Source organism: Serratia entomophila, assembly GCF_021462285.1.
GTDB classification, from domain to species: Bacteria; Pseudomonadota; Gammaproteobacteria; order Enterobacterales; family Enterobacteriaceae; genus Serratia; species Serratia entomophila.
Genome location: NZ_CP082787.1, coordinates 4,614,558 through 4,638,996, shown reverse-complemented (window position 1 = coordinate 4,638,996; position 24,439 = coordinate 4,614,558). Strand labels below are relative to the sequence as shown.

22 protein-coding genes are annotated in these 24,439 nt (G+C 62.1%); 16 read left to right on the top strand and 6 right to left on the bottom strand.

Annotation, left to right across the window (positions count from 1 at the left end; all coding sequences use genetic code 11):
* Positions 1–4: 4 nt before the first annotated feature.
* The 3 genes from KHA73_RS22225 to panM are packed head-to-tail and all read right to left on the bottom strand — an operon-like array spanning position 5 to position 3,670.
* Entirely contained in the window at positions 5–2,062 is a 2,058-nt protein-coding gene (locus KHA73_RS22225; RefSeq protein ID WP_234591366.1) for a hypothetical protein, read from the bottom strand.
* Between the two features lies 1 nt (position 2,063).
* Positions 2,064–3,281 (bottom strand): DUF3142 domain-containing protein, encoded by a 1,218-nt coding sequence (locus KHA73_RS22220; RefSeq protein ID WP_234586783.1) that lies wholly within the window; start codon positions 3,279–3,281, stop codon positions 2,064–2,066.
* Positions 3,278–3,670: an aspartate 1-decarboxylase autocleavage activator PanM gene (gene panM / locus KHA73_RS22215; protein ID WP_234586781.1), complete on the bottom strand. Its 393-nt coding sequence runs from the start codon at positions 3,668–3,670 to the stop codon at positions 3,278–3,280. The genes KHA73_RS22220 and panM overlap by 4 nt, the downstream gene beginning before the upstream one ends.
* Positions 3,671–4,077: 407 nt before the next feature.
* On the opposite strand from panM, the gene KHA73_RS22210 reads away from it, so the two are divergent.
* The 11 genes from KHA73_RS22210 to ugpQ all read left to right on the top strand — a co-directional run bounded on the left by KHA73_RS22210 (position 4,078) and on the right by ugpQ (position 15,848).
* On the top strand, positions 4,078–5,193 hold the full coding sequence (locus tag KHA73_RS22210; RefSeq protein ID WP_234586779.1) for a branched-chain amino acid ABC transporter substrate-binding protein: 1,116 nt from the start codon (positions 4,078–4,080) through the stop codon (positions 5,191–5,193).
* A 115-nt stretch (positions 5,194–5,308) separates the two neighbouring features.
* Positions 5,309–6,235 (top strand): high-affinity branched-chain amino acid ABC transporter permease LivH, encoded by a 927-nt coding sequence (gene livH, locus KHA73_RS22205; RefSeq protein WP_234586777.1) that lies wholly within the window; start codon positions 5,309–5,311, stop codon positions 6,233–6,235.
* Positions 6,232–7,515, top strand: a complete 1,284-nt coding sequence (locus KHA73_RS22200) for a high-affinity branched-chain amino acid ABC transporter permease LivM (protein WP_234586776.1) — start codon at positions 6,232–6,234, stop codon at positions 7,513–7,515. The genes livH and KHA73_RS22200 overlap by 4 nt, the downstream gene beginning before the upstream one ends.
* Positions 7,512–8,282, top strand: a complete 771-nt coding sequence (gene livG / locus KHA73_RS22195; RefSeq protein WP_234586775.1) for a high-affinity branched-chain amino acid ABC transporter ATP-binding protein LivG — start codon at positions 7,512–7,514, stop codon at positions 8,280–8,282. Before KHA73_RS22200 ends, livG begins: the two co-directional genes overlap by 4 nt.
* Positions 8,283–8,551: 269 nt before the next feature.
* Positions 8,552–9,253 carry a high-affinity branched-chain amino acid ABC transporter ATP-binding protein LivF gene (gene livF / locus KHA73_RS22190; protein ID WP_234586773.1) on the top strand — a complete coding sequence of 234 codons (702 nt, stop codon included), beginning with the start codon at positions 8,552–8,554 and terminating at the stop codon, positions 9,251–9,253.
* 135 nt (positions 9,254–9,388) lie between these two features.
* The gene (locus KHA73_RS22185; RefSeq protein ID WP_234586771.1) at positions 9,389–10,576 is read left to right on the top strand and encodes an aminotransferase-like domain-containing protein; all 1,188 of its coding nucleotides are present in this window, start codon (positions 9,389–9,391) and stop codon (positions 10,574–10,576) included.
* Positions 10,577–10,824: 248 nt separating this feature from the next.
* Complete coding sequence (gene ugpB / locus KHA73_RS22180; RefSeq protein ID WP_234586769.1) at positions 10,825–12,144, top strand: sn-glycerol-3-phosphate ABC transporter substrate-binding protein UgpB; 1,320 nt, start codon at positions 10,825–10,827, stop codon at positions 12,142–12,144.
* Positions 12,145–12,292: 148 nt separating this feature from the next.
* Positions 12,293–13,180 (top strand): sn-glycerol-3-phosphate ABC transporter permease UgpA, encoded by an 888-nt coding sequence (gene ugpA / locus KHA73_RS22175; RefSeq protein ID WP_234586767.1) that lies wholly within the window; start codon positions 12,293–12,295, stop codon positions 13,178–13,180.
* Complete coding sequence (gene ugpE / locus KHA73_RS22170) at positions 13,177–14,022, top strand: sn-glycerol-3-phosphate ABC transporter permease UgpE (RefSeq protein ID WP_234586765.1); 846 nt, start codon at positions 13,177–13,179, stop codon at positions 14,020–14,022. Before ugpA ends, ugpE begins: the two co-directional genes overlap by 4 nt.
* Before the next feature lie 15 nt (positions 14,023–14,037).
* A complete protein-coding gene (locus KHA73_RS22165; RefSeq protein WP_234586764.1) occupies positions 14,038–15,111 on the top strand; it encodes a sn-glycerol-3-phosphate import ATP-binding protein UgpC in 1,074 nt (357 codons plus the stop codon).
* Complete coding sequence (gene ugpQ / locus KHA73_RS22160) at positions 15,111–15,848, top strand: glycerophosphodiester phosphodiesterase (protein ID WP_234586762.1); 738 nt, start codon at positions 15,111–15,113, stop codon at positions 15,846–15,848. Before KHA73_RS22165 ends, ugpQ begins: the two co-directional genes overlap by 1 nt.
* A gap of 36 nt (positions 15,849–15,884) precedes the next feature.
* Here the strand turns inward: ugpQ and KHA73_RS22155 are convergent, their stop codons facing one another.
* On the bottom strand, positions 15,885–16,214 hold the full coding sequence (locus KHA73_RS22155; protein ID WP_234586760.1) for a hypothetical protein: 330 nt from the start codon (positions 16,212–16,214) through the stop codon (positions 15,885–15,887).
* A gap of 151 nt (positions 16,215–16,365) precedes the next feature.
* Between KHA73_RS22155 and KHA73_RS22150 the strand changes: the two genes are divergently transcribed.
* Positions 16,366–17,226: a carboxylate/amino acid/amine transporter gene (locus KHA73_RS22150; protein WP_234586759.1), complete on the top strand. Its 861-nt coding sequence runs from the start codon at positions 16,366–16,368 to the stop codon at positions 17,224–17,226.
* A gap of 39 nt (positions 17,227–17,265) precedes the next feature.
* Here KHA73_RS22150 and metR read toward each other — a convergent pair whose 3' ends face one another.
* Positions 17,266–18,216: an HTH-type transcriptional regulator MetR gene (gene metR, locus KHA73_RS22145; protein ID WP_234586757.1), complete on the bottom strand. Its 951-nt coding sequence runs from the start codon at positions 18,214–18,216 to the stop codon at positions 17,266–17,268.
* 90 nt (positions 18,217–18,306) lie between these two features.
* On the opposite strand from metR, the gene metE reads away from it, so the two are divergent.
* Positions 18,307–20,592, top strand: coding sequence for a 5-methyltetrahydropteroyltriglutamate--homocysteine S-methyltransferase (gene metE / locus KHA73_RS22140; RefSeq protein ID WP_234586755.1), 2,286 nt, complete (start codon positions 18,307–18,309; stop codon positions 20,590–20,592).
* A gap of 114 nt (positions 20,593–20,706) precedes the next feature.
* Here the strand turns inward: metE and KHA73_RS22135 are convergent, their stop codons facing one another.
* On the bottom strand, positions 20,707–21,543 hold the full coding sequence (locus KHA73_RS22135) for a dienelactone hydrolase family protein (RefSeq protein ID WP_234586753.1): 837 nt from the start codon (positions 21,541–21,543) through the stop codon (positions 20,707–20,709).
* 486 nt (positions 21,544–22,029) lie between these two features.
* On the opposite strand from KHA73_RS22135, the gene udp reads away from it, so the two are divergent.
* The 3 genes from udp to KHA73_RS22120 all read left to right on the top strand — a co-directional run bounded on the left by udp (position 22,030) and on the right by KHA73_RS22120 (position 24,351).
* The gene (gene udp / locus KHA73_RS22130; RefSeq protein ID WP_234586752.1) at positions 22,030–22,791 is read left to right on the top strand and encodes a uridine phosphorylase; all 762 of its coding nucleotides are present in this window, start codon (positions 22,030–22,032) and stop codon (positions 22,789–22,791) included.
* A gap of 158 nt (positions 22,792–22,949) precedes the next feature.
* Positions 22,950–23,732: a tyrosine-protein phosphatase gene (locus tag KHA73_RS22125; protein ID WP_234586750.1), complete on the top strand. Its 783-nt coding sequence runs from the start codon at positions 22,950–22,952 to the stop codon at positions 23,730–23,732.
* An 88-nt stretch (positions 23,733–23,820) separates the two neighbouring features.
* Positions 23,821–24,351, top strand: a complete 531-nt coding sequence (locus tag KHA73_RS22120) for a DedA family protein (protein WP_234586749.1) — start codon at positions 23,821–23,823, stop codon at positions 24,349–24,351.
* Positions 24,352–24,439: the final 88 nt, after the last annotated feature.

Genomic DNA, 24,439 nt, shown 5'->3' with positions numbered 1-24,439 from the left:
GCCGCTATGGCGTGACGGCGGCGAAGTCCGGCGCCGGGCAGTCATAGCCGAACTTGCTGGCCCAATCGTAGCGGGTGCCGGTGTTGATGTAGCGTTGGTACAGCGCCTGGCCGGTTTTGGCGTCGCGCTTAATCACCCAGCTGGCGGCGTTGCACAACACTGCGGCGTAGGCCTGGCTCTTCGGCGGCAGCAGATTGGCCGCCTGCTGGGCCAGATCGACCGCTTGCCAACGATAGTGCAGGAAGCGGTTGTCCTGCGGCGGCAGCGCCGCCTTGGCGCGCGCCGCTTCCGCGTTGCCGATCCAACTCTTGTGTTTCAGTTCGCGGGTATCGAACGCATCCCCCAGATAGGAATAGCCGGCGCCATAAATGGCGTAGTCGGGCGTCATCTCGTAGCCGGTAAACTCCAGCCCCTGTGAGCGCAGCAGGCTCGCGGCCTGATAATAGGCCGCAGCGCGGGCCAGCGGCCTGGCGGTTTTATCCTGCGCCGCTTTCAGCGTCTCGGCGTACTGCTGCGCCGCCTGGCGGTAGTTGGGGATATCGAAATAGGCCTGTGCTTCCTGAGGGCGCCCGGCGCGCATCAGCCGCCGCGCCAGCAGCTCGCGCAGCTGCACTTCCGGGGTGATTTGCTGGCCGCCGTACTCGTCCGGGGCGACCGGCTTCAGCGGCGCGGCCGGCGCCGGCGCATGCTGGTCGACAAAGCCTTTCAGCTCGTCGAGGGTCAACACCCGCTCGGCGACGTCCGCCACATCGGCCCAGTAGAGCGCCTTGCCGCGATACAGCAGATCCATCGCCTGCAGGTAGTCGCCGCGGTTCAGCGCCAGTATCGCCTGTTCTCCGGCTACCCGGCATTCCGGCACTATGGTTTCCGCGACAAAGTCGGCATTGCGCTGTTCGCCCCAGCTTTCGCTGGCGGGGAAGGCGCTTGCCGCCTTGGCGTAGGCGGCGGTGGCGGCTTTGACGTCGCCGTCGCGCAGCGCCATTTTGGCGCGCAGCCACCAGGCCAGGCCGCTGTCGCCGGCGTTTTTCAGCAGGCTGGCCGCCATCGGGTATTGCCCTGAACGGTACGCCAGCGCCGCCAGCCGATCGCTGCCGGGGAAGCCGCTCTTCACCGAAGCGTTCAGCAGGGTCAGGATCTGGCTGATGATTTGCGCGGGGCGGCTGCCGCTGCCGTCGGTATCGGCCAGCTGCAGGTTGCTGCTGCGGGCGAACAGTTCGATGGTGACCAACTGCTGAATAAGCGGATTGTCGATAGCCCGCTTAAGGGTTTCGTAATGGTCAGGATTGACCAGATAGCTGGAGACGTACTGCAGCGACAGGCCACCGCCCGGATCGCCCTGCGCCGCCTGCTGAGCGTACAGCTGTGCCGCCGGCGCAACGTCGCCCAGCCACAAATGAATGCGCGCCTGTTGGCCGAGGCTGCTCAGCGCCAGCTGGTCCGGGTCGCCCGCGCCGCCCTTCACGTGTTCAATCACCCGTTGGAACGCCGCCAGCGCCTGCTCAAGCTGCGCTTTCGGCGGGTGTTTTACCGCCGGCGCTTCGGCCTCTTGTTCCGGCGCGCCGCGATCGCCCATCAGCAGCCTGCCGAGCGAATATTGCGCCCGCAGCCCCCAATCGGCCTGCTCCGCCACCGGCAGCGCCAGCACCTGCCGGAAATATTCCGCCGCCCGCGGATCTTCGGCGGCGAAGGCGACGGCGCCCAGTTGATACAGGCGTGCGGCGTCGGACAGCCCCTGAGTATTGACCGCATCGGCCTCTTCGACAGTTTTGGCGGCGCGCATCTTATTGACGATCAGCGTTTCCGGCGAAAGCGGCATCGGTTTTGGCGGCGTGACCGGCGGCGGCGCTTGCCACAGCGGCAGCTGCTTATCCTGCGCCACCAGGCGGCTGGCCTCAAAGGCGAAGCTGCCTTCCGGCATGTACAGCAGGGTGCCGTTGCGGTCGGTCAACAGGCGATTGGGGAAGTCCGGCCCACAGGCGTAACCGTTGAGCGGCAGCGCCAGCGCGGCGCCAATCAGCGCGGCCAACGGGAGAGAGCGACGGGTGTGGCTTATGGCGCGCATATCAAGGTGTGACAAGGGTGCCTCCTGGCGTCAGTTGTTGGCAGCGCAGCCAACCCAGCGGCCGGGATTGCCCGGCGCGGACTTGATCGCCGCCAATGCGGATAAAGCGCTGCTGTTGAGGTGCGGTTTCCAGCCGGTAGTTGCCCGCCGCATCCGCCGCCAGGCAGCCACCGGCGGCGATGACGATCTGCCGAGGCAGCGGGGCGTCAACCGGCCCATTATTGTGAATTATCAGGTCATAGAGCCCGTTTTGCTGTGGCAGGGGCCTAAATTTCACCTGCCAGTTTGTGGTCAACGGCCGTCGCTCGATCACCGCCCGCAGGGTAGCGAGCGACCAGGCGCGGCGATCGTCCGCCAGCGGCAAGCGGAACCAGATGATGCCGCGCAGCCGCGGCGTGGCCTGGTTGCCCAACTGCTGCAGAAAGTCGGCAATTTGCTGCGGCGCCACCGTCAGTTCGCGCCCGCCGCCCGCCACGCGCAGCGGCGATTCGCTTTCCACCTGCGCGCCCTGGGCATCGAATCCCAGTAACCCCATGCCGTAGGCGGGCAGCGCGACGCGGAACGGCTTCGGCGTGACGGCGGCATACTGCCGCACCCAGCGCAGCGCCAGCGCGTCGTCGAACAGCCCTTGCCGTGGGGAAAGCACGGCGTGTACCTGCAGCACCGAGCTGTCGGCCTGTTGCAGCACGCCGGGCAGCGCCGGTGAGCCGATCCAGGCCGGCAAGGCGGTAATGCCGAGTTGCCAAGAGGCGGGAAGCTGGCGGCGCAGTTGATGCAGGAAGTTCTGGTAATCCGGCAGGCGTGCGGTGGCGGCGTCGTGATCGATTTCCACGCCGCTGACCTGCAGCCCGGCATCCTGCCAGCGTTGCGCCAGCGTTAACAGGCGCTGAATGATGGCGGTTGTATCCAGCTGCGGCAGTTGCCCGTCGAGGCGCGCTACCAGCCACAGCGGGCGGCCGTCCTGTTTCAGCAAAGGGATATCGACCTGAATCTCCCGCCAGCCTTCGCGCGGGTGTACCTGCAGCGCCAGCACTCTCAGTTCGCTGAACAAGCCGCGGCTGTGGGCCAGCGCGTCGGCGTGCTGCGGCGTCCAGACCCGCTGCCAGACGTAGATCTGTTGATCCCAGGGCTGTTGCAGCCGCACGGCCTGCTGGCGACCGCCGCACCAGGCGGCCAGCGCCAGCGCAATCAGCAACAGCGCCGCCAGCCGGCGTTTCATTTTTGCCAGAGTTCGCCCTGTGGGGCGAAACCACAGGCACGCATGAAGTTGTCGACCTCACCGCGTTGGCGCGGCGCCAGGCCGGCGGTCGACAGCCGCCAGTGGGCTACCTGCGGCAGCTGGCGCTGCGTGTCCTGCACCAGATACAACCCCACTCCGCGGCGGCGCGTCACTTCGCGCACCAGCAGATCCTGCAATTCGGCCTGCTCGTCCTGCAAAACCACCTTCACCGCCCCCAGCAGCCGCTCGTTAAAACGGGCGGCGAACAGCGCTTTGCCGTTGTTCAGCCAGCTTTGCCATTGTTCCGGCTGCTGATGCGGCCAGATTTTACCGAGGTCGATGAGGTCTTGCGGGGAGAGGCTGGTCAGGCGCTCAATGGTCAGTTTCATGCAGAATTTCCGCGCAGTTAAATGATGCCGACAGTGTAATAGATCTTGCGCAGAGCGTTGTGTAAGTTTTTCTGTACGATTACTGCGCAAAATGTTTTTTGCATGGGTCATTTTCCGAGTAAATAGTTAGTAAAGCGATTGTTAACCAGCACAACGCGCTACGCCTCCGGGTAAACAGCGCAGATTTAATTCGAATTTTATCCTGTTTACACCGCTTGTTTCTGACTGATGAAGTTGATTTGCAGCAGAAAATTCCTGTTTAATGATATGAAAAATAAAGTCTTATTAGAAAATATTGCCGTCAAAACACCTAAATCATTATTACTTATGAATAAAAGCAGTAAATAACGGTCAGGTGCAGGCAAACACAACAAGTACGTTCACAACGACAAATGGGGAATTTGCGGATGAAATTAACAACAGGTAAGGCGTTGCTGGCAGGTTGTATTGCGATGGCCATCGGCCATTCGGCGATGGCGAAAGACATCAAGGTGGCGATCGTTGGGGCGATGTCCGGCCCGGTGGCGCAGTACGGCGATATGGAGTTTACCGGCGCGCGCCAGGCGATCGCCGACATCAACGCCAAAGGCGGCATCAAGGGCGACAAGCTGGTCGGCGTGGAATACGACGACGCCTGTGACCCGAAACAGGCGGTCGCGGTCGCCAACAAGGTGATCAACGACGGCATCCGCTACGTGATCGGCCACCTGTGTTCTTCATCCACCCAGCCGGCATCCGACATTTATGAAGATGAAGGGGTGATCATGATTACCCCGGCGGCCACCAACGCCGATCTGACCACCCGCGGTTACAAGATGATCATGCGCACCACCGGCCTGGATTCCGATCAGGGCCCGACCGCCGCTAAATACATCCTCAGTGAAATCAAACCGAAACGCATCGCCGTGGTGCACGACAAGCAGCAATACGGCGAAGGCCTGGCGCGCTCGGTGCGCGACAGCCTGAAAAAACAGGGTACCGAAGTGGCGATGTTTGAGGGCATCACCGCCGGCGATAAAGACTTCTCCACCCTGGTGGCGCGCCTGAAGAAAGAAAATATCGACTTCGTCTATTTCGGCGGTTACTACCCGGAAATGGGCCAGATCCTGCGCCAGGCCAAGCAGGCCGGCCTGACCACCCGCTTTATGGGGCCGGAAGGCGTGGGCAACTCTTCGCTGTCCAACATCGCCGGCGCCGCCTCTGAAGGCATGCTGGTGACCCTGCCGAAACGCTACGATCAGGTGCCGGCCAACCAGCCGATCGTCGACGCGCTGAAGGGCAAGAAGCTGGACCCGACCGGCCCGTTCGTCTGGACCACCTACGCCGCGCTGCAGTCGCTGACTACCGGCATGGAGCGCAGCGGCAGCCAGGAACCGGCGGACATCGTCAAGGATTTGAAAACCGGCAAGCCGGTCGAGACGGTGATGGGGCCGTTGAGCTGGGATGACAAGGGCGACCTGAAAGGCTTCGAATTCGGCGTATTCGAGTGGCACGCCAACGGCACATCAACACCGATTAAATAAGCCATAATCATCAGGGTAGGGCGCAGTCCGCTGCGCCCGCGGGCCGGCTTGCCGGCCCCGTATCCCTTTACCTGAACGTTATTCGCGTTCAGGTTTCGCAGCCAAGGGTCAGAGTATGTCAGAGCAGGTTCTCTATTTTCTGCAGCAGATGTTCAACGGCGTGACGCTGGGCAGCACCTATGCCTTGATCGCCATCGGTTACACCATGGTTTACGGCATCATCGGCATGATCAACTTCGCCCATGGCGAGGTGTACATGATCGGCAGCTATGTCTCCTTTATCGTTATCGCCGCCCTGATGATGCTCGGCATCGACGTCGGTTGGCTGCTGATCGGCGCCGCCTTCCTGGTGTCGATCGTGATGGCCAGCGCCTACGGCTGGAGCATCGAGCGCGTGGCCTACAAGCCGGTGCGCAACTCCAAGCGCCTGATTGCGCTGATCTCCGCCATCGGCATGTCGATATTCCTGCAAAACTACGTCAGCCTGACGCAGGGCTCGCGCGATCTGGCGCTACCCAGCCTGGTCACCGGCCAGTGGGTGCTGGGCGAAAGCAACGGCTTTGCCGCCACCATCAGCACCATGCAGCTGATCATCTGGGTCGTCACCTTCCTGGCGATGCTGGCGCTGACGCTGTTCATTCGCTATTCGCGCATGGGCCGCGCCTGCCGCGCCTGTGCGGAAGATCTGAAGATGGCCAGCCTGCTGGGCATCAACACCGACCGGGTGATTTCGCTGACCTTCGTGATCGGTGCGGTGATGGCGGCGGTGGCCGGCGTGCTGCTCGGCCAGTTCTATGGCGTCATCAACCCCTATATCGGCTTTATGGCCGGCATGAAAGCCTTCACCGCCGCGGTGTTGGGCGGCATCGGCAGCATCCCCGGCGCGATGATCGGCGGCCTGGTGCTGGGCGTGGCGGAGGCGCTGACCTCGGCCTATCTGAGCACCGAATATAAAGACGTAGTGTCGTTCGCCCTGCTGATTGTGGTGCTGCTGATCATGCCGACCGGCATTCTTGGGCGCCCGGAGGTTGAGAAGGTATGAAACTCAATCTGCTTAATGCGCTGATCGCCACCGCGGTGCTGTTCGTGATGGCGTCGTTCCTGATGGGCATGCAACTCAGCCTGGACGGCACCAAACTGGTGGTGCACGGCGCGGCGGAAGTGCGCTGGATGTGGATCGGCATCGGCTGCGTCATCGTGTTTTTCTTCCAGCTGCTGCGCCCGCTGATGCAGCAGGGGCTGAAAAAAATCTCCGGCCCCGCCTTTGTGCTGCCGAGCTTTGACGGCACCACGCCGCGGCAAAAGCTGCTGGCGGTTCTGCTTCTCGTCGCGGCGGTCGCCTGGCCATTCCTGGTGTCGCGCGGCACGGTGGATATCGCCACCCTGACGCTGATCTACGTGATGCTGGGCCTCGGCCTGAACGTGGTGGTCGGGCTGTCCGGCCTGCTGGTGCTGGGTTACGGCGGCTTTTACGCCATCGGCGCCTACACCTATGCGCTGCTGAACCACTATTACGGCCTCGGCTTCTGGGAAAGCCTGCCGCTGGCGGGCATCGTCACCGCCGCTTTCGGCTTTCTGCTCGGTTTCCCGGTGCTGCGGCTGCGCGGCGATTACCTGGCGATCGTCACGCTCGGCTTCGGCGAGATCGTGCGCATTCTGCTGCTGAACAACACCGAGATCACCGGCGGGCCGAACGGCATCAGCCAGATCCCGAAACCGACCTTCTTCGGCCTGGAGTTTAACCGCAGCGCGCGCGACGGCGGTTGGGACACCTTCCACAACTTCTTTGGCCTGCAATACGATCCGAGCGATCGCATCGTGTTCCTGTACCTGGTGGCGCTGCTGCTGGTGGTGCTGACGCTGTTCGTCATCAACCGCCTGCTGCGCATGCCGCTGGGGCGCGCCTGGGAAGCGCTGCGCGAAGACGAGATCGCCTGCCGTTCGCTGGGCCTTAGCCCAACCCGCATCAAGCTGACCGCCTTTACCATCAGCGCCGCCTTCGCCGGCTTTGCCGGCACGCTGTTCGCCGCACGGCAAGGCTTTGTCAGCCCGGAATCCTTTACCTTCGTCGAGTCGGCCTTCGTGCTGGCGATCGTGGTGCTGGGGGGCATGGGATCGCAGTTCGCGGTGATCCTGGCGGCGATCCTGCTGGTGGTGTCGCGTGAGATGATGCGCGATCTGAACGAGTACAGCATGCTGCTGCTGGGCGCGCTGATGGTGCTGATGATGATCTGGCGGCCGCAGGGCCTGCTGCCGATGAAACGGCCGCAGCTCAAGCTGAAGGCGGCGGATATTCACCCAGGCAAGGGGGAACAGGCATGAGCGCACAACCTTTACTGCAGGTCGAAGGGCTGTCGATGCGCTTCGGCGGCCTGCTGGCGGTCAACAACGTGGCGCTGCAGCTGAACGAAGGCGAGATAGTCTCGCTGATCGGCCCGAACGGCGCCGGCAAGACCACGGTGTTCAACTGCCTGACCGGTTTTTATCGCCCGACCGGCGGCACCATCAGGCTGCGCGATCGCCACCTTGAAGGGCTGGCGGGGCAGGCCATCGCCCGCATGGGCGTGGTGCGCACCTTCCAGCATGTGCGGCTGTTCCGCGAAATGACGGTGATTGAGAACCTGCTGGTGGCGCAGCATCAGCATCTGAAAAGCGGCCTGTTCGCCGGGCTGTTGAAAACCCCGGCCTTCCGCCGCGCCGAAGCCGATGCGCTGGAGCGTGCGGCGGTGTGGCTGGAGCGCGTCGGCCTGCTGGAGATGGCCAACCGCTCGGCGGGCAACCTGGCCTATGGCCAGCAGCGGCGGCTGGAGATCGCCCGCTGCATGGTGACCCGCCCGGAGCTGCTGATGCTCGACGAACCGGCCGCCGGCCTGAACCCGAAAGAAACCGACGAGCTGGACCATTTGATCGTCGAACTGCGCGACCGGCATCAGGTTTCGGTACTGCTGATTGAGCACGACATGAAGCTGGTGATGGGCATTTCGGACCGCATCTACGTGGTGAATCAGGGCACGCCGCTGGCGCAGGGCACGCCGGCCGAAATCCGCAACAACCCGGACGTCATCCGGGCCTATCTGGGCGAGGCTTAAGACTGTGTCCCATCATTGTTCGTGGCATCGTCGCAGACCCAAAAGCCCGCTATCAAGGCGGAAGATGAAGAACATAGCGGGACTATGTTCAAATCTGACAACGCAGAGAGCGGGTTTTTTGGGGCGCGACCCGCTGGGCTGGGGCTATTTCGCCGCGCCGCTGCGTTACTCACCGTTTATTTGGCCCACCAAACCTCACGGCTCGCGCCTTGCTGCGCAGCGAAATAACCACCAGCGATGCTCACGCACAATGATGGGGCACAGTCTTTATGTTGTCATTTAATCAGGTCTCCGCCCATTACGGCAAAATTCAGGCGTTGCATCAGGTTAGCCTGAACATCAAACAGGGCGAGATAGTCACCCTGATCGGCGCCAACGGCGCCGGTAAAACTACGTTGCTCGGCACCCTGTGCGGCGAACCGCGTGCCACTGAAGGCACCATCACCTTCCTCGAGCAGGAGATCACCCAGTGGCAAACTTCGCGCATCATGCGCGAGGCGGTGGCGATCGTGCCGGAAGGGCGGCGGGTGTTCTCGCGCATGACGGTGGAAGAAAACCTGGCGATGGGCGGCTTCTTCGCCGATCGTCAGCAGTATCAGCAGCGCATCGAGCGGGTGTTCAGCCTGTTCCCGCGCCTGCTGGAGCGCCGCAATCAGCGTTCCGGCACCATGTCCGGCGGCGAACAGCAGATGCTGGCGATTGGCCGCGCGCTGATGAGCCAGCCGAAGCTGCTGCTGCTCGACGAACCGTCGCTGGGGCTGGCGCCGATCATCATTCAGCAGATCTTCGACATCATTCAGCAACTGCGGGAAGAGGGCATGACCATCTTCCTGGTGGAGCAAAACGCCAATCAGGCGCTGAAACTGGCGGATCGCGGTTATGTGCTGGAAAATGGCCGCGTGGTGTTGGAAGATACGGGAGCCGCATTGTTAGCAAACGAAGCAGTAAGGTCGGCGTATCTGGGCGGCTAAATACCCGTCGTCTTTCAGGCTACAGCGTTGTTGGCTGAACTCACTTTCCTGTGGGGGCGAATAGCGTCGCCCCCAGTAGCCTGGTGGCCGTGTACCGCGCCCCTACAAAATGTATAACGATTACGAGAATAAGAAATGAAGACAGAAGGGTTACTCGCGCAGCGCATCGTCAATGTAAAAAGCTCGGCAATCCGTGAATTGCTCAAGCACAGTAAGATGGAAAACGTCATTTCGCTGGCGGGCGGCATCCCCTCTGATGCCCTGTTTGACTTCGAAGGGCTGAGCATCGCCACCCAACAGGCGATCACCGAGCAGCCGAAAAGCGCCTTCCAGTACGGCCTGACCGAGGGCAGCCCGCTGCTGCGCGAGCGCATCTGCGCGCTGTGCGCCGAGCGCGGCGTTTCCGCCCGCGCGGAAGAGGTGATGGTGACCGCCGGCTCCCAGCAGGCGCTGGATCTGGTGATGCGCGCCATCGTCAACCCGGGCGACGTGTTTGTGGTGGAGCGCCCGACCTACCTGGCGGCGCTGCAGACGCTGGAACTGGCGGAAGCCAATATCATGTCGGTCTCCTCCGACAGCGACGGCATGGTGGTGGAGGAACTGGCCGAGCTGTTGAAAACCCAACGCATCAAGGGCGTGTACGTGGTGCCGAACTTCGGCAACCCGAGCGGCATCACCCTGAGCGCGGCGCGGCGCGAGCTGCTGGTGAAGCTGGCGGTCGAGCACAACTTCCTGATTATCGAAGACGACCCGTACGGCGAGCTGCGTTTTACCGATGAGCGCAACGCTACGCTGCATCAGGTTGCGCAGCAGGTGCTGGGCCATACCGATAACATTATCTACACCTCGACCTTCTCCAAGATCCTGGCGCCGGGCCTGCGGCTGGGTTGGGCTATCCTGCCCGAGTTCCTGTTGCACAAGGTGGCGATCATCAAGCAGGCGGCGGATCTGCACGCCAGCGCGCTGTCGCAGAGCATCGTCGAGTGTTACCTGGGGCTGGATCGCCTGCCGGCGCAGATCGAAAAGATCCGCGCCGCTTACAAGCATAAAGGCGAGATCCTGGCCGGGCTGGTGGAAAAAGAGCTGGGCGACTACATCACCTTCGATATGCCGAAGGGCGGAATGTTCCTGTGGGCGCGCTTCCGTCAGCCGTTCAACGCCACCGCATGGTTGAATACCACCCTGCAGCAGGGCGTGGTGTTCGTGCCGGGGGAATACTTCTTCTCCGATAATCCGGATCGCTCGACCTTCCGCCTGTCGTTTGCCACCGCCACCGAGCAGCAAATGCAGGAAGCGGTCGCTCGCCTGCGTCGTTCGCTGTAACTTCCACGGCGGCGGGGCGCACAGCCTCGCCGCCGACATCAAAACGCAATCTGTACTTCACCCTCCCGTCATCTGGCTGTCATCTAACGGTTATTTTTCTGTCATCCGCGCATGGCATGTTAGCTTCCGAACAAAAAACTGATCCTTTTCGCTCACGCGCTTATTGCCCCAATAGATTTCACGTTGCAGCAACGCGGCTGCGGCTTGAAAGATGCAGGGGATACACCAGCTTTTTTCAGGAGTTAGGCATGCTCACCTACGCTATTCGCAAAACCACGCTGTGCGTCGCGTTGACCCTGGCGGTCAGCACCCAGGCACTGGCGGCGACCGAGATCCCGTTCTGGCACTCAATGGAGGGCGAACTGGGTAAGGAAGTGGATTCCCTGGCGGACCGCTTCAACCAGACCCACGGCGACGTCAAGATCGTACCGGTTTATAAAGGCAACTATGAACAGAGCCTGGCGGCGGGCATTGCCGCTTACCGCTCCGGCAAGGCGCCGGCCATCCTGCAGGTGTACGAAGTGGGCACCGCCACCATGATGGCGAGCAAAGCGATCAAACCGGTGTACGAGGTGTTTAAAGACGCCGGCATCAACTTCGACGAGTCGGTGTTCGTGCCGACGGTGGCCGGTTATTACACCGACAACAAGAGCGGCCACCTGCTGTCCCAACCGTTCAACAGCTCCACCCCGGTGCTGTACTACAACAAAGACGCCTTCAAGAAGGCCGGCCTGAACCCGGATCAACCGCCGAAAACCTGGCAGGAGCTGGCGGCGGACACCGCCAAACTGCGCGCGGCCGGCATGAAGTGCGGCTACGCCAGCGGCTGGCAGGGGTGGATCCAGCTGGAGAACTTCAGCGCCTGGCACGGCGTGCCGTTCGCCACCGAAAACAACGGCTTCGGCGGCGCCAACGCCAAGCTGGAATTCAATAAGCCGCTGCAGGTGAAGCACATTCAGCTGCTGGAAGACATGAACAAGAAGGGGGATTTCACCTACTTCGGCCGCAAAGACGAGTCCACCGAGAAGTTCTACAGCGGCGACTGCGCCATCACGACCGCATCGTCCGGCTCGCTGGCGGATATCAAGCACTACGCCAAGTTCAACTACGGCGTGGGCATGATGCCGTACGACGCCGACGCCAAAAACGCGCCGCAGAACGCCATCATCGGCGGGGCCAGCCTGTGGGTGATGAGCGGCAAAGACGCCGCCACCTACAAGGGCGTGGCCGAGTTCCTGCAGTATCTGGCGCAGCCGGAAATCGCCGCCGAGTGGCACCAGAAGACCGGCTATCTGCCGATCACCACCGCCGCTTACGACCTGACCAAGCAGCAGGGGTTCTATGACAAGAACCCGGGCGCCGACGTCGCCACGCGCCAGATGCTGAACAAGCCGCCGTTGCCGTTCACCAAAGGCCTGCGCCTGGGCAACATGCCGCAGATCCGCAGCGTGGTGGATGAAGAGCTGGAAAGCGTATGGACCGGCAAGAAAACGCCGCAGCAGGCGCTGGACGCCGCCGTACAGCGCGGTGACGTGCTGCTGCGCCGCTTCGAATCTTCGACGCAATAATCCCATTTGACTGCTGCGCTTGCCAGATTGGGATTGGGCAGCGCACGCTCTCCACGCCGGGAGTCGTGCGCTGTCCGCACCCAGGCTGCCTTTGCTCGCGACGCCTTGCGCTGATTCGCCCATCTTTGCCTTCAATGAGTCCTAGATTATGAGTTCACATCGTCCCGGTTTCGGCTGCAGCTGGCTGCCCTATGTTTTGGTGCTGCCGCAGCTGCTGATTACCGCAATCTTCTTTCTGTGGCCCGCCGGCGAGGCGCTGTGGTACTCCGTGCAGAGCCTCGATCCGTTCGGCCTGTCCAGCCAGTTCGTCGGGCTGGATAACTTTACCCAGCTGTTCCACGACCCTTACTACCTCGACTCCTTCTACACCACGCTGATTTTCAGCTTCCTGGTGGCGGGCATCGGGCTGGCGGTGTCGCTGTTCTTCGCCGCGCTGGTGGACTACGTGCTGCGCGGCAGCCGCATCTACCGCACGCTGATGATCCTGCCTTACGCGGTGGCGCCGGCGGTGGCGGCGGTGCTGTGGATCTTCCTGTTTAACCCGGGGCTGGGGCTGATCACCCATTTCCTCAATGGGCTGGGCTACAGCTGGAACCACGCGCAAAACAGCGGGCAGGCGATGTTCCTGGTGGTGCTGGCCTCGGTATGGCAGCAGATCAGCTATAACTTCCTGTTTTTCCTGGCGGCGCTGCAGTCTATCCCGCGTTCGCTGGTGGAGGCCGCCGCCATCGACGGCGCCGGCCCGGTACGGCGCTTCTTCAATTTGGTATTGCCGTTGATCACCCCGGTGAGTTTCTTCCTGCTGGTGGTCAATCTGGTGTACGCCTTCTTCGATACCTTCCCGGTGATCGACGCCGCCACCGGCGGTGGGCCGGTGCAGTCCACCACCACGCTGATCTACAAGATCTACCGCGAAGGCTTCGCCGGCCTGGATCTGTCCAGCTCCGCCGCGCAGTCGGTGATCCTGATGCTGCTGGTGATTGGCCTGACGGTGATCCAGTTCCGTTTCGTAGAACGTAAGGTGCGTTACCAATGATTGAGAATCGACGGGGGCTGGATATCTTCAGCCATGTGATGCTGATAATCGGCGTGCTGGTGGTGTTGTTCCCGCTGTACGTGGCCTTTGTCGCCGCCACCCTGGACGACAAACAGGTGTTCCAGGTGCCGATGACCCTGGTGCCGGGCGGCCACCTGTGGGAGAACATCCGCAACATCTGGCAGGGCGGCGTGGGCAACCTCAAGGTGCCGTTCTCGCTGCTGCTGCTCAACAGCGTGATCATGGCGCTGGCGATCACTTTCGGCAAAATTGTGGTATCGGTGCTGTCGGCTTACGCCATCGTTTACTTCCGTTTTCCGCTGCGCAGCCTGTTCTTCTGGCTGATCTTCCTCACCCTGATGCTGCCGGTAGAGGTGCGCATCTTCCCAACGGTGGAGGTGATCTCCAACCTCAACCTGCTGGACAGCTACACCGGCCTGACGCTGCCGCTGATGGCCTCGGCCACCGCCACCTTCCTGCTGCGCCAGTTTTTCATGACGCTGCCGGACGAGCTGCTGGAAGCGGCGCGCATCGACGGCGCCGGGCCGATGCGCTTTTTCTGGGACATCGTGCTGCCGCTGTCGAAGACCAACCTGGCGGCGCTGTTCGTCATCACCTTTATCTACGGTTGGAACCAGTACCTGTGGCCGATCCTGATCACCAGCGACGCCTCGATGGGCACCGCGGTGGCGGGCATCAAGAGCATGATCTCCACCTCCGGCGCGCCGACCCAGTGGAACCAGGTAATGGCGGCGATGATTTTGACCTTAATCCCACCGTTGGCGGTGGTTCTTCTGATGCAGCGCTGGTTTGTGCGCGGTCTCGTCGACAGCGAGAAGTAACGAGAGAAATTTCACATGGCAGGTTTAAAACTACAGGCGGTCACCAAGTCTTATGACGGCAAAACGCCGGTGATCAAACAGATCGACCTCGACGTGGCGGACGGTGAGTTTATCGTGATGGTCGGCCCGTCCGGCTGCGGCAAATCCACGCTGCTGCGCATGGTGGCCGGGCTGGAGCGCACCACCAGCGGCGATATTTACATCGATACCCAAAGGGTCACCGATCTGGAGCCGAAGGATCGCGGCATCGCGATGGTGTTCCAGAACTACGCCTTGTACCCGCACATGAGCGTGTACGACAACATGGCCTATGGCCTGAAGATCCGCGGGTTCGGCAAGGATCATATCCGCCAGCGGGTTGAGGAGGCGGCGCGCATTCTGGAGCTGGAGCCGCTGTTGCAGCGCAAGCCGCGCGAGCTTTCCGGCGGCCAGCGCCAGCGGGTGGCGATGGGGCGCGCCATCGTGCGTGAGCCGGCGGTGTTCCTGTTCGACGAACCGCTGTCCAACCTAGACGCCAAGCTGCGGGTGCAGATGCGCCTCGAGCTGCAGCAGCTGCATCGCCGGCTGAAAACCACCAGCCTGTACGTGACGCACGACCAGGTGGAGGCGATGACGCTGGCGCAGCGGGTGATCGTGATGAACAAAGGGGTGGCGGAACAAATCGGCACCCCGAGCGAGGTATATCAGCGCCCGGCGTCGCTGTTCGTCGCCAGCTTTATCGGCTCGCCGGCGATGAACCTGCTGCCGGGCACCCTGAGCGCCGACGGCGGCCAACTGCAGCTGGCGGACGGCATGACGCTGGTCTTGCCGCAGGCCAAAGCGCAGTGGGCGGGGCGCCAGTTGACGCTGGGCATCCGCCCGGAGCATATTCAACTGACCACGCCTGAGCAGGGCGGCGTGCCGCTGCGGCTGCAAACGCTGGAGCTGTTGGGCGCCGATAACCTGGCGCACGGGCAGTGGGGCGGCCACGGGGTGATTGCGCGATTGTCGCACGAAAGCTTGCCGGCGGCGGGCAGTACGCTATATTTGCAGCTGCCTGCACAGGCGCTGCACTTTTTTGACACCCACAGCGGATTACGGATGGAATGATGACCACAGCCTGGCCTTATCCTCATATCGTCGCCCACCGCGGCGGCGGTTCTCTGGCGCCGGAAAATACCCTGGCGGCGATCGACGTCGGCGCGCGCCACGGCCACAAAATGATCGAGTTTGACGCCAAGCTGGCGCAGGACGGGCAAATCTTCCTGCTGCATGACGATACGCTGGATCGCACCAGTAACGGCTGGGGCGTGGCGGGCGAGCTGCCGTGGGACAAGCTGGTGCAGCTCGACGCCGGCAACTGGTACAGCCCGGCCTACAAGGGCGAGCGGCTGCCGCTGCTGTCGGACGTGGCGGAGCGCTGCCGGCAGCACGGGCTGATGGCCAATATCGAAATCAAACCCACCACCGGCAGCGATGACGAAACCGGCCGAGTGGTGGCGCTGGCGGCGCGCCTGCTGTGGCAGGGGCAGACCGATCCGCTGCTGTCCTCGTTCTCGGTAGAGGCGTTGGCGGCGGCGCAGCGCACCGTGCCGGAATTGCCGCGCGGCCTGCTGCTGGACGAATGGGACGACAGCTGGCGCGAACTTACCGAACGGCTGGGCTGCGTCTCCCTGCATATCAACCATAAAGCGCTGAGCGCCGAACGGGTGGCGGCGCTGAAAGGCGCCGGGCTGCGCATTCTGGTGTACACCGTCAATCGGCCGGAGCGCGCACGCCTGCTGCTGGATTGGGGCGTCGACAGCATCTGCACCGACCGGATAGACCTGATCGGTCCCGACTTCTAATTGCCTGCGCCAATAACGCCACCCGAGGGTGAGCGGTTATGGGCGCACGGGCGTTGCCGGCAACGGCGCCTGCGGCACCGCCGGCGCGGTGCGATTGAACGGATCGCGCGGCTGATTGCCGTTCGGCAGCAGCTGCCCGCCGTTTGGCGTGGTTTTCAGCAGCCGCTGTTGGTTATTGTCGAACTGCCGCTGTTGCTGCAGGCGGCGCTGATCCAGCTGCTGGTTATTCAGCAGGCGCTGCTGTTGCGCCTGCTGGCTGCGTTGGTTGAGGAACTGCTGCTGCGAACTGAGCTCGGTCACGCCATTGGCCGCCGCGGCCAGCCCGGGCAGCAACAGCAGGCCAAACAGAATGTGATGCGTCTTCATGATGTTTACCTCGCCTTTTTATTAAGCCTACTCCATCGGTGAAAATTTGCCGATAGTGTTTATTTTGCACAGTGGTAAACCGCCTTTTCGTCACCCCCTGCCGCGCCTTCCGTTACAATCGCCCTTTCTGAATTTTTAGGGTGAACCCATCGTGCTGCTTTTGGTGATAACTACCATCCTGTGGGCGTTTTCTTTCAGCCTGATCGGCGAATATCTGGCGGGCCACGTCGACAGTTGGTTCTCGGTGCTGATGCGCATCGGGCTGGCGGCGCTGGTATTCCTCCCCTTCTTGCGCTGGCGCAACATCCGGGCGAAGGTGATCTTGCTGTATATGCTGGTGGGCGCCTGCCAGCTGGGCATCATGTACCTGTTCAGCTTCCGCGCCTATCTGTACCTGACGGTGCCGGAGTTCCTGCTGTTCACCGTGCTGACCCCGCTGTACGTTACGCTGATCTATGACCTGATCAGCGGACGGCGCCTGCGCTGGGGCTATGTGTTCAGCGCGCTGCTGGCGGTGCTGGGGGCGGCTATCATCCGTTACCATCAGCTGAGCGAGCATTTCTGGTGGGGGCTGCTGCTGGTCCAGGCGGCCAACATCAGCTTCGCCATAGGTATGGTCGGCTATAAGCGCCTGATGGAAGTGCATCCGCTGCCGCAGCACACCGCCTTTTCCTGGTTCTATCTGGGGGCGCTGGCGGTGGCGGTGGCGGCCTGGTGCCTGTGGGGCAATGCGCAGCACCTGCCGACCACCAACCTGCAGTGGGGCGTGCTGGTCTGGCTGGGCGTGGTGGCTTCCGGGCTGGGTTATTTCATGTGGAACTACGGTGCGACCCAGGTGGATGCCGGGACGTTAGGCATCATGAATAACATGCATGTGCCGGCCGGGCTGTTGGTGAACCTGGCCATCTGGCAGCAGCAGCCGCATTGGCCCAGCTTTATCATCGGCGGGGCGGTGATTGTCGCGTCGCTGTGGGTGCACCGCCGCTGGGTGGCGCCGAAGCAGGCTGGCTAGGGTGACGGGCCGCCCAAGCGCAGGCGGCCGCCATGATGACTATGGCTGAGAAGCCACGGGCTTGACGCTGGCGACGCCGGCGCCCGGCCGCGCCGCGTCGCGTACGAACGGCAGGTGGTTGCAGGCGTGCTGGCGGGCCGAACGAATAAAGGCTTCCGTTACCGCCTGGCGCTGCTCGCCGTCGCGCACTGCGGCATACAGACGGCTCCACAGGCCGTCGCCCAGGGTTTTGGTTACCACCAGACCCTGGCGTTCAAAACTCTCCACCACCCAATGCGGCAGCGCCGCAATCCCCATCCGCGCCGACACCATCTGGATCAGCAGCAGGGTGTTATCGACGCTTTTCAGCGCCGGGCTGACGCCCGCCGGCTGCAGGAAATGCCGCCAGATATCCAGGCGCTGGCGCTGTACCGGGTAAATCAGCAGCGTTTCGTCGCTCAGGTCCTCCGGCTCTATGTGCAGCCTGCCGGCCAGCGGATGATCCGGCGCCAGCACCAGCCGCACCTCAAAATCAAACATTGGCGAATAGTGCAGACCGCTGCGCGGCAGAATGTCCGAGGTCAGCACCAGATCCAGTTCACCCTGCTGCAGCGCCGGCTGCGGATCGAAGGTGACGCCGGATTTGAAATCCATCACCACCTGCGGGAAACGCAGGCGGAAGTTGTCCAGCGCCGGCGTCAGCCATTGGATGCAGCTGTGGCATTCAATGGCGATGCGCAGCTGAGCCTGATGCGGTTCATGGCAGGCCTGCAGCGCCTGCTGGATCTGCGGCAGCACCTGTTCCGCCAGCTGTAACAGGATCTCGCCCTGCGCAGTGAAGCGCAGCGGCTGGCTTTTGCGAACGAACAGCTTAAAGCCCAGACGCTGCTCCAGATCGCTGAACTGATGCGACAGGGCAGACTGTGTCTGATGGAGTTGGGCCGCCGCCGCCGCCAGCGAGCCGGTATTGCGCAGGGCCTGCAGCGTGCGTAAGTGTTTCAGTTCGATCATGAGAGTCCTTCACAGTGACAGTGAATAAATTGCGCTTGTGGTTAATACAGTACCTGCGGATTATGGATGTGTAAACATCTGGACGGCTAAATGGGGGATATGACGATGGCAATTTTAAATCACACTCTGGGTTTTCCACGCGTTGGGCTGCGACGTGAGCTGAAAAAAGCTCAGGAAAGCTACTGGGCAGGCAACTCAACGCAGGAAGAACTGTTGGCGGTTGGCCGCGAGCTGCGTGCTCGCCATTGGCAGCAGCAGCAACAGGCCGGGGTGGATTTGGTGCCGGTCGGCGATTTCGCCTGGTACGACCATGTTTTGACCACCAGCCTGCTGCTGGGCAACGTGCCGGCGCGCCATCAGAATGCGGACGGTTCTGTCGATCTGGACACATTGTTCCGCATCGGCCGTGGCCGCGCACCGACCGGTGAACCGGCGGCGGCGGCGGAAATGACCAAGTGGTTTAACACCAACTACCACTACATGGTGCCTGAATTCCACCGGGGCCAGCAGTTCAAACTGGGCTGGACCCAACTGCTGGACGAAGTGGACGAAGCGCTGGCGCTGGGCCACAAGATCAAGCCGGTGCTGCTGGGCCCGGTGACCTACCTGTGGCTGGGCAAAGTGAAGGGCGAGCCGTTCGACCGCCTGTCGCTGCTGAAAGATATTCTGCCGGTTTACCGGCAGGTGCTGGCCGAGCTGGCCAAGCGCGGCGTTGAATGGGTGCAGATCGATGAACCCGCGCTGGTGCTGGAGCTGCCGCAGGAATGGCTGAGTACCTTCAAACCGGCTTACGACGCGCTGCAGGGCCAGGTCAAACTGCTGCTGACCACCTATTTCGACAGCGTCGGGCATAATCTCGACGCTATCCGCGCTCTGCCGGTTCATGGGCTGCATGTCGATCTGGTCGCCGGCCATGACGACATCGCCAGGCTGAACCAGGCGCTGCCAAAAGAGTGGCTGCTGTCGCTGGGCGTGATTAACGGCCGCAACGTCTGGCGCGCCGATCTGAGCAGCTGGTTCGAACGCTTGCAGCCGCTGGTGGGCAGCCGCCCGCTGTGGATCGGCAGCTCCTGTTCCCTGCTGCACAGTCCGATCGACCTGAGCGTGGAAAGCCGCCTGGACGAAGAAGTGAAGAGTTGGTTCGCCTTTGCGCTGCAGAAATGCGCCGAACTGGCGTTGCTGAGCTCGGCGCTGAACGCCCCCGGCGCGGCAAAACAGGCGGAGCTGAGCGCCTACAGCGCGCCGATCCGCGCCCGCCGCCAGTCCAGCCGCGTACACAATGCGCAGGTGGAAAAACGCCTGGCGGCGATCACCGCACGGGACAGCGAGCGCCAGCGCCCTTACGCCGAGCGCGCTCAGGCGCAGCGTGCGCGCTTCAACCTGCCGGCCTGGCCGACCACCACTATCGGCTCCTTCCCGCAGACTACCGAGATCCGCGGCCTGCGGCTGGACTTCAAGCAGGGGCGCCTGGACGGTAATACCTACCGCACCAGCATCGGCGAACACATCAAACAGGCGATCGTCGAGCAGGAACGCCTTGGGCTGGACGTGCTGGTACACGGCGAAGCCGAGCGCAATGACATGGTGGAATACTTCGGCGAGAACCTCGACGGCTTCGTCTTTACCCAGAACGGCTGGGTGCAGAGCTACGGTTCCCGCTGCGTGAAGCCGCCGGTGATCATCGGCGACATCAGCCGCCCGAAAGCCATTACCGTCGAGTGGGCGAAATACGCCCAATCGCTGACCGACAAGCCGGTGAAAGGCATGTTGACAGGGCCGGTGACCATCCTGTGCTGGTCGTTCCCGCGTGAAGACGTGACCCGTGAAACCATCGCCAAGCAGATTGCGCTGGCGCTGCGCGACGAAGTGGAAGATCTGGAAAAAGCCGGCATCGGCATCATCCAGATCGACGAGCCTGCGCTGCGCGAAGGCCTGCCGCTGCGTCAATCCGACTGGGCCGCGTACCTGAACTGGGCGGTGGAGGCCTTTAAACTGAACGCTGCTGTGGCGCAGGATGGTACCCAGATCCACACCCATATGTGTTACTGCGAGTTCAACGACATCATGGACTCCATCGCGGCGCTGGATGCCGACGTGATCACCATCGAAACCTCACGTTCCGATATGGATCTGCTGGAAGCCTTCAAAGAGTTCGAATACCCGAACGAAATCGGCCCGGGGGTGTACGACATCCATTCGCCGAACGTGCCGAGCGTGGAATGGATTGAAGCGCTGCTGCGCAAAGCCGCGCAGAACATCCCGGCGGAACGCCTGTGGGTAAACCCGGACTGCGGCCTGAAAACCCGCGGCTGGCCGGAAACCCGCCAGTCGCTGGCCAACATGGTGCTGGCGGCGCAACGCCTGCGGCAGGCTTAATCGACGCACGGCGGCTTGCCATCGGGGCCGCCGTGCATCAAGGTTCTGGTGTGATTATGTTGGGCGCTGCGGCGCCCTTTTTTATGCCCGCAGGCGGCTGCCGTAGAGGAGGGGCTATTTGACGCCGGCCACGCCGTGCTGCGCGAACCAGTCCAGCATGCGCTGCCAGCCGTCCGCCGCCGCTTCGGCATGATAGCTTGGGCGGTAATCGGCGTTGAACGCGTGGCCCGCCTCGGGATAGACCACGATCTCCGCTTCGGCGTTGGCGGCGCGGATCGCCTGGCGCATGGTTTCCACCGTCTCTTGCGGAATGCTGCTGTCCTGCCCGCCATACAGCCCCAGCACGGGGGCCGATAGATCGATAGCCACGTCGACCGGCTGCTTCGGCGAATTCAGCGTTTTTTCACCCACCAGCTTTCCGTACCAGGCGACAGCGGCTTTCAGCTGCGGGTTGTGCGCCGCATACAGCCAGGTGATGCGGCCGCCCCAACAGAAGCCGGTAATGGCCAGCTTGCCGGCGTCGCCGCCGTGGCGTGTCGCCCAGTGGGCGGCGTGATCCAGGTCCGAAAGCACCTGGCGGTCCGGCACTTTGCTCACCAGCTGCTGGAACAGTTCGGCGATGTCGGTGTAATCGTTGGCGTCGCCCTGGCGGAAATAGAGCTCGGGCGCGATCGCCAGATAGCCCTGCTTGGCCAGGCGGCGGCACAGATCCTGAATATGTTCGTGCACGCCGAAGATTTCCTGCACCACCAGCACCACCGGGAAGGGGCCGCTGTGGTCGGCGGGTTTGGCGATGTAGGCCGGCAGCTCATCGCCCTGAGAGGGGATGGTGGTTTGCCCGGCGTGGATGCCCTGTTCGTCGGTGAGGATAGCAGAAGCGGCCAACGGCGCAGCGGCCGGGGCGAATCCCCCCTGGGCCTGTTTTAATGTCATCACATGTTCGGTTTTCATTGCGGTCTCCGTGCAATAGAGAAAAGCGCTGAGAATAACTATAGGAAAGATTACCCGTTATGGGCACCGCGTGGAGCACTTTCAGCCAAGTCGGCAAAAAACGGCTAATTATCTGGCTTTTCACCGTTTTTAAGCGGTTTTTATCATGCTATTGCGTGTTTTGAGTCCTGTAAGTGCCATAAGGTGCGTTAGGCGCCTTTTTTGTCGCTAAGTCGCCGATAAAATAAGGCTATTTTCTGTTCGGACGGCTAAATGGTTTCGGTTGGGCCATAACGAAACTGAACGGGCGGTTTGTCGGCTAGACTTGTGTCATCTGCGGGCCGGTTGGCAGCGCTAAGTTTATTTTTGTGATAATAATCACAATTATTATGTAGATTGAGTTCTGTTTCTTTTATCAAAGTGATTGTCATCACGAAATTTGGCGACAATTTTCAGTAGAGTGCTTTTTTGTTCCTCCCAATAAACATGATCCATGAGGAGTCTCGTATGTCTCAATCTGACGTTTTTCATCTCGGCCTCACCAAAAAAGATCTGCAAGGGGCCCAGCTTGCCATCGTGCCGGGCGATCCGCAGCGCGTAGAGAAAATTGCCAAGCTGATGGAAAATCCGGTGCATCTGGCCTCCCATCGTGAATTCACCACCTGGCGCGCAGAGCTGGACGGCAAGGCGGTGATCGTCTGCTCTACCGGCATCGGCGGCCCCTCTACCTCTATCGCGGTGGAAGAATTGGCGCAGCTGGGCATTCGCACCTTCCTGCGTATCGGCACCACCGGCGCTATTCAGTCCAACATCAACGTCGGCGACGTGCTGGTGACCACCGCGGCGGTGCGCCTTGACGGCGCCAGCCTGCACTTCGCGCCGATGGAGTTCCCGGCGGTAGCGGACTTCGCCTGCACCACCGCGCTGGTGGAAGCGGCCAAAGCCAGCGGCGCCACCACCCATATTGGCGTGACCGCCTCTTCCGACACCTTCTACCCGGGCCAGGAGCGTTACGACACCTACTCCGGCCGCGTAGTCAGCCGTTTTAAGGGTTCGATGGAAGAGTGGCAGGCAATGGGCGTAATGAACTATGAAATGGAATCCGCCACCCTGCTGACCATGTGCGCCAGCCAGGGCCTGCGCGCCGGCATGGTGGCCGGGGTGATAGTCAACCGCACCCAGCAAGAGATCCCGAACGCGGAAACCATGAAAAACACCGAAAGCAAAGCGGTGCAGATCGTGGTGGACGCCGCGCGCCGCCTGCTGTAATCCCCTTCAGTACCACGGGTCGCTCTGCGGCCCGTTTTTCCATTCGCGGTTAATCTGTTACGGTTATAGCTATCGGCGTCGCGCCGAGGGCCGCAGGGTGCTGCCCGAGCGGCGGTTTGCCTGCGACGCCCAGCCACATGATAACAATGAGGACGTTTATGACCGCCCGGATCCTGCTTCATCCTTCACTTGCGCCGCTTGATGGCGGCATCAACTTTCGCGATTTTGGCGGCAACGGCGTTGCCGATGGGCGCCGTATCAAGCGCGGCCTGCTGTTCCGTTCCGGCTCGCTCGAACGGCTGACGGAAAAGGACTGCGAGTTTTTGGCCGGCGTACCTGTGCGTTCGGTGCTGGACTACCGCGACGCCGACGAGGTGCAGGCCAAGCCGGATATCCTGTGGCGCGGCGCCGATTATCACCATGTGCCGGCCAACCCGCTGAGCAACGAGGTTAACGCCAACCTGGAAAAGCTCACCAGCGAAACGCTGGCCGGCTTCGACGCCCGGGCATTCATGCTGGAGCTGTATCGCCGCCTGCCGTTCGGCAATGCGGCCTATAAACGGTTGGCGCAACTGCTGAGCAACCCCGGCGACGGCGCGATAGTGCAGCACTGCGCGGTGGGTAAGGACCGCACCGGGATCGGTTCGGCGCTGGTGCTGTTCGCGCTGGGCGCCGACGAAGCCACGGTGACCGAAGATTACCTGCTGACCGAAACCACCCTGGCCGGCTTCCGCGAGCAAATGCTGGATCAGCTGTCGATTCGCCTGAATGCCAAGGCGCTGGAGCAGTTCGCCTACGTGCTCAGCGCGCGCGAAGAGTTCCTGATGACCGCCCTGAGCTGCATCCGCGCTCAATACGGCTCGACCGACCGCTGGCTGGAGGCGGAGTACGGCCTGGGCGCGGCCCAGCGCGAAACGCTGCAGGCGTTTTATCTCGAGTAACCGCCGCATGTTTAGCCGGGGTTTAACCCGCCCCGGTCAGCATTGTGCCTAACCTTGGCGGTGAACATCGCGAATCAGGAGCCCGATATTGAGCCTCAATGACGTTATCCACTGGGTCAGCGACGTCGTGCAACAGCACGAGGGCTGGGCCATCCCCATCATATTTTTCCTGGCGTTCGGCGAGTCGCTGGCGTTTTTATCGCTGCTGCTGCCGGCCACGGTGATCCTGCTGGCGTTGGGCGCGCTGATTGGCGAAAGCGGCATCGCTTTCTGGCCGATCTGGGCCGCCGCCGCCGCCGGCGCCTTCTTCGGCGACTGGCTTTCCTACTGGATCGGTTACCACTACCAGGACCGGGTGGCGCATATGTGGCCGCTGTCGCGCAACCCACAGCTGCTGGCGCGCGGCCACGCGTTTTTTGAACGTTGGGGCGTGCTGGGCATTTTCATCGGCCGCTTTTTCGGCCCGCTGCGGGCGGTGGTGCCGCTGGTGGGGGGGATCTGCGGCATGCCGCAGCGCTATTTCCAACTGGCGAACGTCAGCTCGGCGATGATCTGGGCGTTCGGCATTCTGGCGCCTGGCGCATTCGGCATCAAGTGGTTAAGCCAATGGCTGGGCTGACTTTTGCCTGAGTTGCGCGCCGCTGCGCATTATTGTTTGTGAGGTGCAAAATCAGGCTGGACATCCATACAGCATCCCCTTAACGTGA